Below are 12,649 nucleotides of genomic sequence, written 5' to 3'. Positions count from 1 at the left end.
ATGAATTCTGAAACTCTGCCAGAGGGCCTGTCCATTCGTTCGTGGGAAGAAGGCGATGACCTTCGACTCCTCGAAATTTGGGGAGACCCGTCGAGCCCGCAAGCGCACGAAGCACGCACCATGTTGCGTGAAAACTCGAACGAGCCATGGGCCCGCACCCTCGTGGTGGAAGACCAAGGAATTCCCATCGCCGCGGGCACCATTTACGAGTCCTCGCTTCATCCAGAACGCAACTGGATCTACGTCGAGGTCGCGCGCGAGCACCGTCGCCAAGGAATTGGTACGGAACTGACGCGTCGGCTCCGGGCTGAAGCTGCGGCGTCGTCCTCTCAAGAAGTGAAGACCCGCTTTACGTTCGCCGCCGGCACTAGTGCCGATGCGAACCCGGCCGAGGCGTTCACGATGGCGATGGGGCTCAACCCGATCATGCGCTCGCGCTTGGTTGTGGTGGAGCCTGAAGCGCTGCCGCTGCCGGTGTTTGATGACAACGGGCTCACGCTCGAGGAAATCGCGACCGGTTCCGTAGAGCTGACGCGTGTGGTGGCTGACTACTACAACGCGACGCACGACTGGGACCGCTCCGAGATGACGCTCGGCCGTGCACAGACCATGCTGCTGGGCGACCACACGGGCGCCAAGGGCTGCATTGTGCTGCGCGACAAGCCGAAGACTCAGGGCGGACGCATCCTGACGTTTGCAGTCTCATATGAGTCGGCCCGCGTGGATGCTCCAGCTGACGTTCTCATTGGCTGGGACCCGTCACTTCCGGACGCTGACATTCGTGACAGCGTGCGCGGACTGCTCGCGATGCTGGTGCACCAGTATCCGGTGCAGCTCGAGGTGGACGATTCCATGGTGCCGCTGGCTGACCTCGTGGATGCGCTGCTGGTTAGCGGATCTGCCACGGTCATTGCTACCACCATCATTGTGGCGTCCGGCGTGGATCCTCAGACGGGAGAGCCGACGGCTGAATCCTCTGAGGAAGCTTCCGAAGACGGTGCCTCGACTGAGTCCGCGGAGACCTCCGCACCATCGACTGAAGAACTCTAGGTGTCGTGACAAGACGTGCCGCAGCGCGCTAATCAGTCTTCTCGTTTAGCCGTTGCGGCGTGCCTTGTTGCCGAGCGTGAGTTTTGATCTGTTCAACTATGTAGAACAAGGCTGGGCAGTTCTCCAAGGCCACAATCCCTACGTGACTCCCATGGGCATAATGATGCGCTCGCAAGTGGTCTCGCGGTGTTCGGCGTCGCGTTGGCCGGAAGGCTCAAGGGCCTTCGTGGGCTATTGCTCGGCGGGTTTTTGGTGGGACTCGCGGGTGCCATCAAACAGCTCGTCTTGGTGTTCCTCTTTGCAGTTGCCGTACTGAGCGTTGCTCATCTGACCACCGGTTTTTGGGCGCGTTGGCGGCGGCTCATCCTTGCCGGAATCATCGCCGGAATTGTAGGACTAACCGCGTTTTTGCTGCCTGGCTGGGTCAGCGGCTGGGGATTCGGATGGACTACGGCCACGGGCCTGTCCGCTTATGGCCGATCCACTCCGTTGCGATACTTCTACGAGCTTGCGAGCAGCCTTTCCATTGCTCTCGGCGGAGATAAATTCCGAAGCGCTGTGCCGGAAATTGTTCCAACAGCGGCCATGGTTCTGGTCATCCTGCTCGCGGTGTGTTTGTTCCTCGTGTGGGGACCGCAGTAACCGGTGGAAGTCAATATCGTTGCATTCGGGTTCTACTTCTTGTTGGGCCGCACGGTTCAGCCTTGGTACACGCTCTGGTTCGTCTTGGCCGTGGTGCTTATTCGTATGACGCGCTAGCGGGCTCTCGCTCTGGTGGGGCTGAGCGTCTGGATGTTGGGTGCAATGTTTGCCCGGCCTTGGGCGCCCGTGAATTGGAACACGCAATTAACCTGGGCGGTCGTCGCGGTTGCCGTTCCGAAGGCAATCTTCGTGCTGTTAAGCAGAAACGGCCAGCCAACGGCACCTCGTGCCGCGACTGACCGCTTCTAGTTTTTCTTAGTTATCAACTGGCAACAAGAGGTCCTTGACGGAAGGATCTGTGCGCAGGAATTCCTGAACGGCTGGATCCTGGAAGGCCTTGACGAGGTTCTTGATGTTCTCGGTGTCCTTGTACTTCGAACCGATGGTCAGCTGGCCGGCGAACTCGTCCGGTGCTGGTGGCGCGTAGATCTGCTTCGAAATGTCGATCTTCGCCGCTACGTAGTACTCGGTGTAACCGACTGCAGCATCCAAGTCCGGGAGTGAACGGGACTGAGCCGCGAAGTCCAAGAGCTTGAACTTGATGTTCTTCGGGTTGGTGGCGATGTCCTTCTGGGTGGCCTGCCACTTGTTGACGCCGTCCTTCAGAGTAATCAGGCCAGCGCGCTCGAGAAGCCAAAGACCCTGAGCTTCGTTCGCTGGATCCGAGTACAGCGAGATCGTTGCGCCGTCTGGAATCTCTTCCACGGACTTGTACTTATCGCTCCAAATGCCGAAGCCCCAACGGAAGACTGGCGTGGCCGCTTCTTCCTTGAAGTCCGGGTTGGCTTCAAGGACCTGGCTGAGCCACAACTTGTGCTGGTAGACGGTGGCTGCGACTTCGCCGGTTGAGACTGCGCGGTTCAACGTGGTGGAGTCAGCCAAGCCCTTGAAGGCCACCTTGATGCCGTACTTCGGAGCAACTTCCTCGGCCACGAAGTTCACGAGGGCCTGCTCAGCCTGGTTGCCTTCAGCCGTCACGACGGTGAGGGTTGCGCCCGCAATTTCATTGGGGGACTTGGTGCCTGCGTTGGCGTTGATGCCCACGGCTGCTGCGATGGCAACGACGGCGACGAGACCGCCGGCCACCCACGGCCACTTCTTCTTTTTCTGGATGGTGAAGCCGTGCCCGTCAGCGGGCGGAGTGGTGCGTTCTTCGGTGATAGTCATGATGAAGCCTTTCGGGTGTGGGTGAGAAGAGAGGGGTAAAGCTAGGAGGTTGGGTGAGAGTTCTTCAGGCGGTCTTAAGCACGACGGCGTAAGTGCGGCGTAGTGGCTTTGACCAGTCCGTCGCCAATGAGCTGAACTGTGGTGACGAGAAGGATGAGCAAGATGACGGTTGCCAGCATCACGGTGTTGTCGAAGCGCTGATATCCGTAGGTGACAGCGACGTAGCCGATGCCGCCAGCGCCGATGGTTCCCGCGATCGCCGAGTACTCGATCATCGCGATGGTGTTGATGGTCAAGCCGCCCATGATCGCTGGGATGGCTTCTCCCAATTGAGCGGTGCGGATGATCTGCAACGTGGAGCCGCCGGATGCTTTGGCAGCCTGGGTGACGCTGTGCGGAACGTCTCGCAACGAGTTCTCCACGATGCGAGCGAAGAACGGGATTCCCGCAATCGTCATGGGGACCACAGCAGCTGCGATGCCGATGTTCGTTCCCGTGATGAGCCGGGTAAACGGAACAATGGCCGCCATGAGGACCAGGAACGGAAGGGATCGGCCCACGTTCACAATCCAACTCAGGACGTTGTAGATCTTCGCGTTCTCGAAGAGCCCGCCTGGTGCCATATTGTGCAGACACACGGCGATCACCGTGCCGACTGCCACCACCAGGACCATCACGATGCCCACCATGGTGAGCGTTTCGCCCAGGGCCGGAATCAACAGTCCAGGCAGGTCGCTCAAAGCGGTATCCGAGAGCGCGCTCGCAGGACGCAGGGCGGGAAGCCCCGCGAGAATCAAGTGTGTAGTGGTTGCTACGCCCACAGCGCGGCCTCCTTCTGTGCTGAGTTTTGAACTGACGAAATTGAGATGGATTCGCGGGACACATTGGGCAGAGATGCGCGCAGTCCGTGGCGGGCAAATGCGTCCTTGACGATCGCATCGTTTTCGTTGGAAACGCCGACCGTCGCGTTGCCCGTGCTGACGCCATCGATGCTCTGAATGGTGGCGGCCAACAATGCTGCTGGTTCGCCAAGCTCCGATGACACTCGCTGGAGCCAGTCGGCCGGGACGTCACGAGAGTCGTAGGTGACGACCCAGGAACGAGTTCCGGGAAGCGGCGCCGAAGGATTCAAGTTCGGCTGGAGCGCACGGCCCAGCGCGGATTCGTGGTTGGTCAGCAAGTCCACGAGGCGGCCCTGTTCGATAATCCGGCCGTGATCCAAACGCGCAGCCGAATCAGCGACCTGCAGAACGGTGTCCATCTCGTGGGTAATGAAGACGACCGCGAGATTGAGGTCATCGCGTAGCTCTCGCAGCAACTGGACGACGGAGCGCGTCGTCTCGGGATCGAGTCCCGAGGTGGCCTCATCTGAGAGCAGTACGGACGGACGCAGTGCCAAAGCGCGGGCAATACCCACGCGCTGACGCTGACCGCCGGAGAGTTCGAACGGGTAGTGATTGGCGCGGTGGGAGAGTCCCACGCGCTCGATCAGTTCGTTGACGCGCGAGTTGGTTTCGGCTTTCGTCACGCCCAAGTACTCGAGCGGCAACGCGATGTTCTCCGCCACCGTCTTGCGCGAAAGCAAGCTGGCTGACTGGAACACCGTTCCAATACGACGGCGGGCTACCCGCAGTTTGCTCTCGGGCAGTCCGGAGAGCTCTTCGCCGTTGACGATGACCTGCCCGGACGTAGGACGCTCGAGCAAGTTGATGCATTGCGCCAGCGTGCTCTTGCCGGCGCCGGAGGGACCGACCACAGCCAAGATTTCGCCCGCTTGCACTTCGATATCGAGCTTGTCGAGCACGGTCACAGCATCTGGACCCTGGCCATAGACCTTGGTGAGTTGATGAAGACTAATCATGGTGGGAGCTTTCGGTTGAACCGGAAAATGGGCGCACTGAAGGAAGAGGCGTTGTTTGGGGTGAAAGAGGGTACGACTGACCGCAGCCCGAGCCCTAGGAGCCGAGCTGCGGCGTCGTACTCAGTAAATATTCGGAAGCGAAACCCGCGTTAGGCGGAAGCACCCTCGAAAGAGGTTTCCGGAAGAAGGCTGGTGTTGAGTTCCTTGCCGTTCTTGCGGGCGAGGTCAGCTTCGAGTTCGCGGACGATCGGGAGGACGTCGCGGCCGAATGCCTCGACCTCTTCCTGGAAGTGCAGGTACGCGGTGAGGATGAGGTTTACGCCGATCTTCTTTAAGTCGACGATGCGCTCTGCGATCTGCTCAGGGGTGCCGATGAGGCCGGTGCGGAAGCCGTCGTTGTACTGGATGAGATCCTCGTACGTGGAGTCTTCCCACATGCCCTTGCCGTCCTTGGTGGACTGGCCGGCTTCCTTGACCGCCGAGGCGAAGCCGTCCACGGCTGGGCGGTGTGCCTTTGCCACGATCTCGCGCAGCGTGTCCTTGGCTTCTTGTTCCGAATCGCGAGCGATCACGAATCCGTTGATGCCAAAGCGTGGCTTGACCGGGGCGGTTCGCTTGCCCGAATTCGCGGCAGCGGTGACGCCGGCGATGTTCTCGCGGAAGCCCTCGAACGTGCGGCCGTTGGAGAAGTACCAGTCGGCGGTGCGGCCAGCGGCAGCCTGAGCAGCCGTGGAATTTCCGCCGAAGAAGATGTCTGGATGTGCGCGGCCTGGAATCTCGAGCGGCGCAGGGGAGAGCGTGAAGTCCTTGATGTTGTAGTACTTGCCGCTGAAGGAGAAGTCCTTCTCGGTCAGCAAGCCACGAAGGACGGTGATGAATTCTTCCGTGCGGACGTAGCGCTCGTCGTGCTCGAGCCATGGCAGACCGAAGTTGGTGAATTCGTCCTTGAGCCAACCTGAGACGATGTTTACGGCTGCACGGCCGTTGGAGATGTGGTCAGCCGTGATGAGCCACTTGGCGAGAACGCCTGGGTGCCACATGCCGGGGTGAACGGCGGCGATGATCTTGAGGCGCTCAGTTGCGCCGAGCAAACCGAGCGTGAATGCGGTTGCTTCGTGCTGCTTGTCCGCGCCGTAGCTGGCGGTGTAGCGGGTCTGGGAGAGCGCGTATTCGAAGCCCGAATTTTCTGCGATGCGCGCGAGCTTCTTGTTGTATTCAAAGTCCCAGCTGGTGCGCTGTTCAATGGTGGAAATGACCAGACCACCGGACACGTTCGGTACCCAGTACGCGAACTTCAGCGGGGTCTCGAGGTCAGCTTCAGGGGTGACATTGATTGAGCTCATGGTTGATTCCTTGGTGGGGCAATATTCGTGAGGAATCCCGTACAACGGTGAGCGTGCACAGCTAGCGATGACACGTCCACGAAAGCGTGAGCTTTCTCCATCGTTTCTGGCGGTAGCACTGACCCGGCATGATCCGGGAGTTGCTGCGGCGTCATAGAACCAGATCTCTCGGCCGCTCGGGATGGTGAAATAATTTGAACACAAAAATCCCCCATATCAAAGAATGTTCGCGCGTTTGTGACAAAGAGTGTCGTCATTCGCAGAATATTCGAAATGCTGGAATCTGATGCTGGATTATTCGGACCCCCTGCAGCGACCGTCGAGATGTAACTGGAGACAGCGAGGTGCCGTGAGTGGCCGCACCCCAACCCGGTCACTCACGGCATGAACTCTATGCAGTTATCTAGAGCGTGTTTGCTTCTGTTGAAGCGTCTTGTGCTGAGCGGCACTGCCGCTCAGCCGACGTACTACTCAGCGGCTAGCGTCCAGGATCCGTCGCTCTTCACGATGATCACGGACGGTCCACCGGACATCGGAACGGTGCCTTTGTAGTTGCCGATCTCGTTGACGAGCAAGCCCATGTTGAAGAGCTCGTCGTTCTCCTCGTAGACCACGAAGTTGCTCTTGCCCTTATTCGTCAGTGTGAGCATGGAGGCGTCGCCGTCGTACAGCATGACCTGGTCGCCGGAACCCTTAGATGCGAACGGCTTGGCGTTGGCCAGTGGTTCGATGGTGATGGTCCACGCACCGGACGCCTTGATCTGAACGTTCTTGACTTCCTGGAACGCGTTCACACCGAGTGCCGTGGTGCCTTTGTAGGAGCCAATCTCGTTGACCAGCAGATCCACGGATTCGTTCGATTCGTCCAAACCGATAATGGCGAAGTTTCCTGCGCCGTTATGCGTGGACGTGACCATGGCATTCGTGACGCCAGCGGGCAGCTTGACGATGGAATCGCCCGTGCCCTTCTTCGAGATGGTCTCGAACTCGCCGAACTTGCCGGCGGCCCACGCAGATGCACCGCTGGCCTGCGGTTCTTCGGCGGCTTGCTTAGTCTCTGCCGCAGCGGTGGTCTCGGCAGCAGCGGTCGTTTCTGCGGCAGCCGTGGCTTCAGTTACTTCCGCGGCAGCCGGGACGGCATTCTCGGAGGACGACGACGCTGCTGTAGCTGGCGCCGTCGTACTGGAAGAAGAACCAGCGGAACCAAAGTTCGAGGTAACTCCGCCGCTCATGTTCTGCTGGCCCGTAATCATGCCGAAGACCAGGACAATAGCGCTGACAATCCACGCGATCTTTTTGTGCTTGTCATAGCCCTCGAGCGGGCGGCGGTACTTATCCTTTGTGGCGCCGGCAAGGGTCATGACCAAGTCAACGAGGTACCAAATGCCCAAACCGCCAAAGGTGAACAGCTTGGCCAGGCCCGTTCCGATCTTGCCAAGGTAGAAGCGGTCGGCACCCAAGAAACCGATGATCAAAGACAGCAGCCACGTCACGATGAATGACTTGTCAGAGGTCTGCGCCTGCACAGGCGAGTTGTAGTTGTACGGCGAGTTAGCCGCGAACTGGTTGTTCGCAGCGTACTGATCGCTCGAGGCATACTGCGGGTTGGAAACCGGCGCGTACGGGGACGGCTGGTTCTCCGGGGTATCCGGCACCTGAGGGCCGGCGGGGAGCGAAGTGTTAGACACTTGATCCTCCTTCTTGAGAGATATGAAAAGGGAAGCGTGGCTTCGAGAGTTCAGTGATCTGAGTGATCTCTGTGCTCTTTCGGTCACAGTGAAAGATTCCCCGATGCCTCTGACACTTAGAACTTATGCTGTGTTCCGGAATCGCGAAACGCCTGAAAATGTTCACGCACAGGCGCCGCTGCACTGGTAATTTGCACCACTTTTTCCCCGGAGACCTTAGATACGGTGAAGGATTTGGTGCTGTTTGGGAGAATGGATAGGTGACTTTAACCGCCGATCAATCCGCCAGCGCCACCCGACTCGAGCTTCCACCATTGAAATTGGGGAAGCTCACTGTTGACGTGCCCGTGGTCTTGGCGCCGATGGCGGGCATTACTAACAAGGCGTATCGCCGGTTGTGCCGCGAATACGGCGGCGGTCTGTACGTCACTGAGATGGTGACGAGCCGCGCCTTGGTGGAGCGGAACAAGACCTCGTTCCGGATCATTTCTCACGACGATGATGAGAAGGTCCGTTCTGTACAGCTTTATGGCGTGGATCCGAAGACCGTGGGTGCCGCCGTGCGACTGCTCGTGGAAGAAGACCGCGCCGACCACATCGACTTAAACTTTGGTTGCCCCGTTCCGAAGGTGACCCGCAAGGGCGGCGGATCCGCGCTGCCGTGGAAGACGAATCTGTTCACGTCCATCATCAAGTCTGCAACGGAGGAAGCCGCCAAGGGCGAAATTCCGTTGACCATCAAGATGCGCAAGGGCATTGATGAAGATCACTTGACGTACCTCGAGGCTGGCCGAATTGCGCGCGATCACGGCGTCGCTGCTGTTGCTTTGCATGGTCGTACGGCAAATCAGTTCTATTCCGGCACCGCTGACTGGTCCGCGATTGCCGCTCTTCGCGAAGCTTTGCCGGACATGCCGGTGCTTGGAAACGGCGACATTTGGAGCGCCGAGGACGCCGTCCGCATGGTGCGGGAAACCGGCGTAGACGGCGTGGTCATTGGCCGTGGCTGCCAGGGACGTCCATGGTTGTTTGGTGATTTGCAAGCTGCCTTTGAAGGCCGCGATGATCGCTACACGCCGGGCCTCGCGAAGGTCGCCGAGACGTTCTACCGTCACGCCGAATTGTTGGTGGACTACTTCGGTGACGAGCTTCAGGCACTGCGCGACATTCGCAAGCACGTGGCCTGGTACTTCAAGGGTTACCAAGTCGGCGGCGATTTGCGCGCGGCTTTGGCTACCGTGCCGAGCCTCGAGGTGTTGCGGGGGCTCTTGAGCCAGCTGGATCCAGAAGCTCCGTACCCGGGCAAGGACGCCGAAGGTCCACGCGGCCGTGCTGGCACTCCAAAGCGCCCCGCACTGCCGGATGGCTGGTTGAATTCTCGCGAGCTGGATGAGAACCACCGCGCCATGATTTCCGCTGCCGAGCTCGACGTTTCGGGCGGTTAGTCAGTGCCCATGAGAACTGACCCCCGCTTCATACCGGGCTACACCGCGGCCGATGAAGAGCGCTGGGTGGAAGAGCCGCCAAAGAAGGCATATCGGACTTCCTTCGAGCGCGACCGTGCCCGAGTTTTGCACTCATCAGCCTTGCGCCGACTGGGCGCCAAGACTCAGGTAGTGGCGCCTTACAGCGACGACTTTGTGCGCACACGCCTCACGCACTCCCTCGAAGTAGCTCAAGTCGGTCGCGAATTGGGTGCGGCTTTGGGCTGTGATCCGGATGTGGTCGACGCCGCGTGCTTGTCACACGACCTCGGACACCCTCCGTTTGGTCACAACGGCGAGAAGGCTTTGAACGCCGCTGCTCAGGAGATTGGCGGCTTCGAAGGTAACGCGCAGACATTGCGTTTGCTGACGCGCCTCGAGACCAAGAAGTTCCGGTCTAACGGTCAGTCCGCCGGCCTGAACTTGTCCCGGGCGAGCCTCGACGCGGTCTGCAAATACCCGTGGACTCGTGAGAATGCGCCGATGCGCGCAGACGGAAAACAGTCTAAGAAGTTCGGTGTCTATGCCGATGACATGCCGGTTTTCGAGTGGCTACGCCAGGGCAACGAAGAGTTCGCCGGGAATCGCTGCTTGGAAGCGCAGGTCATGGACCTTGCGGATGATATTTCCTACTCCGTACACGACGTCGAAGACTCAGTGGTGGCGGGCCGCTTCCAGTTGCGCTGGATTACGGATCCGGACCAGCGGGCTCGCGTCATCGAGTACACGCGCCGTTGGTATTTGCCGGGAGCGGACGACGACGAAATCAACGCTGCACTCCAACGTCTCGAAGCCACCCCTGAGTGGGTGCCGGCCGTGAATGGCTCGCGCCGCTCATTGGCAGCATTGAAAGACATGACGAGCCAGTTCATCGGACGTTTCAGCACCGCCGCACTAGTGGCGACGCGCAAGCAGTATGGCGACGAGCCGTTGACGCGCTTCAACGCCGAACTGATTGTGCCGCGCGAGACCGAGTTTGAGATTGCCGCGATGAAGGGCCTGGCTACGGCCTACGTGATGACCTCGGAAGAGCGTCAGCCGATCTACGTGCGCCAGCGCGAAGTACTGCAGGATCTCGTGACGTTGTTGACTGACACGGGGGACCAGTATCTGGAACCCATGTTTTCAGCCGACTGGAACGAGGCAGACACGGACGAAGCGCGCTTGCGAGCGATCATCGACCAAGTAGCTTCGTTGACAGACGCGAGCGCCATTGAATGGCATTCCACTTTGGTACAAGGCAAGAGCTTCCGTGCGGAGCTCTTCTAATCAGAAGGTTTGATCAGAATTCTTCGTTTCGAAGCGTTCAGTATTTGGTATAACAAGAACATTATTGGGGCGATACTAAGCTGGGGAACATGGCTGGACTAATCAAGAGAGAAGACATTGATGAAGTCCGCACCCGTTCTGACATTAAAGAAGTCATCGAAGGCTACGTCAGCCTGAGATCCGCTGGCATCGGTTCTTTCAAGGGACTGTGCCCTTTTCACGACGAGCGCTCGCCGTCGTTCCACGTCCGTCCTCAAGTGGGCACTTACCATTGCTTTGGCTGTGGCGAATCTGGTGACGTGATCTCCTTCGTGATGAAGATGGACCACACCACCTTCTCCGAAACCGTCGAACGTCTCGCGGCCCGCCTTGGCATGGAGCTGCGCTATGAAGACGGCGGAAGCGGCCCTTCGAAGCAGGATTATGGACGCCGTCAGCGGCTACTCGATGCCCATAAAGTCGCCGAAGAATTTTTCCAGTCTCAGTTGCGGGATCGCCGTGCAGTCACCGCTCAGCGATTCCTTGCGGGGCGTGGTTTTGATCCGGCGGCCGCCGCCAAGTTCGGTGTGGGTTACGCGCCGCAAGGCTGGGACGCCTTGCTCAAGCACTTGACCGCTAAAGGCTTCACTCGCGAAGAGCTTCAGTCCACCGGCATGTTTTCCGAGGGCCAGCGTGGCATTTACGACCGCTTCCGTGGACGCCTCATGTGGCCTATCCGCGACCTCACGGGGGCCACGATCGGCTTCGGTGCGCGCAAGCTGTTCGAGGATGACAAGGGTCCTAAGTACCTGAATACGCCCGAAACCCAGCTCTATAAGAAGAGCCAGGTGTTGTACGGCGTGGATCTGGCCAAGCGAGCCATCACCAAGAACCGCGAGCTCGTGGTCGTGGAAGGCTACACCGACGTGATGGCGTGTCACCTGTCCGGCATCGAAACCGCCGTGGCTACCTGTGGCACCGCTTTCGGCACGGATCACATCAAGATCGTGCGCCGCTTGCTCTCCGACGACGGCACGGGTGGCTCCGTGATCTTCACCTTCGACGGCGACGCTGCAGGCCAGAAGGCCGCGCTACGCGCTTTCGACGAAGACCAGCGCTTCCTGGCTCAGACCTACGTTGCCGTTGAACCTAACGGCCTTGACCCGTGCGACCTGCGCCAAGAGCGCGGAGCGTTGGCGGTGCGGGAACTGATCGACTCGAAGCGTCCGTTGTTCGAGTTCGCTATCAAAGTGAGCCTGAAGAAGTACGACCTCGACACGGTCGAAGGTCGCGTCAACGCACTGCGTGCCGCGGCTCCCATCGTCGCCGCCATCCGCGATCACGCGATGCGCCCTGCATACGCCCGTGAGCTTGCGAGCTGGCTGGGCATGGATCTCAACGAAGTTAACCGTGCCGTCCACCTTGCAGCGCAACAGCCTGCAAAACCGAGCGAGCCTGCGGAGACGAGCGGCGTCGTCGTCAGCGAAGAACAGAGTGTGCCCCAGGTAGCGGGGGAGAGCCCTCGTGAGACGTTTGAGAAGCCGGACGCGCGGGATCCCATGATCCGGATGGAGCGGGAGTCGCTCGAGGTGGTGCTGCAGCAGCCGGGACTGGTGACGGAAGCGCAATGGCACGCGTTCTATGCTTCGCGTTTTGTAGCGCCTGCGCACACCGCAATTCATACGGCGATCCAGGTGGCGGCTGCTGCCGGTACCGCGGCTGCGCTGTGGGTTGAGGCCATTCGTGAGGCCGCTCCGCCGGAGCTGACAAACTACATTTCCGAGCTTGCCGTGCGCCCTTTGCCCGCTCGCAACGAGGACGCGCTCGCACGCTATTGCTCCGACATCATGTCTCGATTGCAAGAACTACAGATCCGCCACCGCAAGGAGGACCTGTTGGGGCGATTGCAGCGGCTAGATCCTGCGGTAGATGGTGAGAAATTCACGCAGTTGAATCGAGAGTTGTTTGCGCTCGAATTGGAGCGTCGGGCGCTTCATCAAGCGGATCAAGCGTAGGTTCTTGCTACTCAGAGCCAACTCCGCCAGAAAAAGTGATGGATGCCACGTCGAGATAGGAGCCCTCGATTTTTATTCTGGCGTGATTTTG

At 59.5% G+C, this 12,649-nt stretch carries 10 protein-coding genes and 1 riboswitch; of the genes, 5 read left to right on the top strand and 5 right to left on the bottom strand.

Annotated elements, in window-relative coordinates:
- Both BKA12_RS06165 and BKA12_RS06160 read left to right on the top strand, forming a co-directional pair.
- A complete protein-coding gene (locus tag BKA12_RS06165) occupies window positions 1–1,050 on the top strand; it encodes a GNAT family N-acetyltransferase (protein ID WP_183641520.1) in 1,050 nt (349 codons plus the stop codon).
- 186 nt (window positions 1,051–1,236) lie between these two features.
- Window positions 1,237–1,692: a hypothetical protein gene (locus tag BKA12_RS06160; protein ID WP_183641519.1), complete on the top strand. Its 456-nt coding sequence runs from the start codon at window positions 1,237–1,239 to the stop codon at window positions 1,690–1,692.
- Between the two features lie 315 nt (window positions 1,693–2,007).
- Here BKA12_RS06160 and BKA12_RS06155 read toward each other — a convergent pair whose 3' ends face one another.
- From BKA12_RS06155 to BKA12_RS06135, 5 genes are all read right to left on the bottom strand, one after another.
- Window positions 2,008–2,919 carry a MetQ/NlpA family ABC transporter substrate-binding protein gene (locus BKA12_RS06155; RefSeq protein ID WP_183641517.1) on the bottom strand — a complete coding sequence of 304 codons (912 nt, stop codon included), beginning with the start codon at window positions 2,917–2,919 and terminating at the stop codon, window positions 2,008–2,010.
- A gap of 74 nt (window positions 2,920–2,993) precedes the next feature.
- Window positions 2,994–3,740, bottom strand: coding sequence for a methionine ABC transporter permease (locus BKA12_RS06150; RefSeq protein WP_338087445.1), 747 nt, complete (start codon window positions 3,738–3,740; stop codon window positions 2,994–2,996).
- Window positions 3,731–4,780: a methionine ABC transporter ATP-binding protein gene (locus BKA12_RS06145; protein ID WP_183641516.1), complete on the bottom strand. Its 1,050-nt coding sequence runs from the start codon at window positions 4,778–4,780 to the stop codon at window positions 3,731–3,733. The genes BKA12_RS06150 and BKA12_RS06145 overlap by 10 nt, the downstream gene beginning before the upstream one ends.
- A gap of 149 nt (window positions 4,781–4,929) precedes the next feature.
- Entirely contained in the window at window positions 4,930–6,123 is a 1,194-nt protein-coding gene (sfnG, locus tag BKA12_RS06140; protein ID WP_183641514.1) for a dimethylsulfone monooxygenase SfnG, read from the bottom strand.
- A gap of 94 nt (window positions 6,124–6,217) precedes the next feature.
- Window positions 6,218–6,311: riboswitch (SAM riboswitch) on the bottom strand.
- A 279-nt stretch (window positions 6,312–6,590) separates the two neighbouring features.
- Window positions 6,591–7,811, bottom strand: a complete 1,221-nt coding sequence (locus BKA12_RS06135; protein ID WP_338087444.1) for a TM2 domain-containing protein — start codon at window positions 7,809–7,811, stop codon at window positions 6,591–6,593.
- A gap of 260 nt (window positions 7,812–8,071) precedes the next feature.
- Here BKA12_RS06135 and dusB point away from each other — a divergent pair, with 260 nt between their 5' ends.
- From dusB to dnaG, 3 genes are all read left to right on the top strand, one after another.
- Complete coding sequence (gene dusB / locus BKA12_RS06130; protein ID WP_183641512.1) at window positions 8,072–9,256, top strand: tRNA dihydrouridine synthase DusB; 1,185 nt, start codon at window positions 8,072–8,074, stop codon at window positions 9,254–9,256.
- A 9-nt stretch (window positions 9,257–9,265) separates the two neighbouring features.
- Window positions 9,266–10,564 carry a deoxyguanosinetriphosphate triphosphohydrolase gene (locus BKA12_RS06125; RefSeq protein ID WP_183641511.1) on the top strand — a complete coding sequence of 433 codons (1,299 nt, stop codon included), beginning with the start codon at window positions 9,266–9,268 and terminating at the stop codon, window positions 10,562–10,564.
- 89 nt (window positions 10,565–10,653) lie between these two features.
- Window positions 10,654–12,558, top strand: a complete 1,905-nt coding sequence (gene dnaG / locus BKA12_RS06120) for a DNA primase (protein WP_183641509.1) — start codon at window positions 10,654–10,656, stop codon at window positions 12,556–12,558.
- Window positions 12,559–12,649: the final 91 nt, after the last annotated feature.

This window comes from Neomicrococcus lactis, from assembly GCF_014200305.1.
In the GTDB taxonomy this organism is placed as follows: domain Bacteria; phylum Actinomycetota; class Actinomycetes; order Actinomycetales; family Micrococcaceae; genus Neomicrococcus; species Neomicrococcus lactis.
The sequence above is the reverse complement of the archived record's forward strand: the minus strand, read 5'-3'. Positions and strand labels throughout refer to the sequence as shown.

What these genes read in the sequence shown, in the direction of transcription:
- BKA12_RS06165 (WP_183641520.1), top strand. Translation starts at nt 1, where the DNA reads ATGAATTCTGAAACTCTGCCAGAGGGCCTGTCCATTCGTTCGTGGGAA.
- BKA12_RS06155 (WP_183641517.1), bottom strand. Translation starts at nt 2,919, where the DNA reads ATGACTATCACCGAAGAACGCACCACTCCGCCCGCTGACGGGCACGGC.
- sfnG (WP_183641514.1), bottom strand. Translation starts at nt 6,123, where the DNA reads ATGAGCTCAATCAATGTCACCCCTGAAGCTGACCTCGAGACCCCGCTG.
- dnaG (WP_183641509.1), top strand. Translation starts at nt 10,654, where the DNA reads ATGGCTGGACTAATCAAGAGAGAAGACATTGATGAAGTCCGCACCCGT.
- BKA12_RS06145 (WP_183641516.1), bottom strand. Translation starts at nt 4,780, where the DNA reads ATGATTAGTCTTCATCAACTCACCAAGGTCTATGGCCAGGGTCCAGAT.
- BKA12_RS06125 (WP_183641511.1), top strand. Translation starts at nt 9,266, where the DNA reads ATGAGAACTGACCCCCGCTTCATACCGGGCTACACCGCGGCCGATGAA.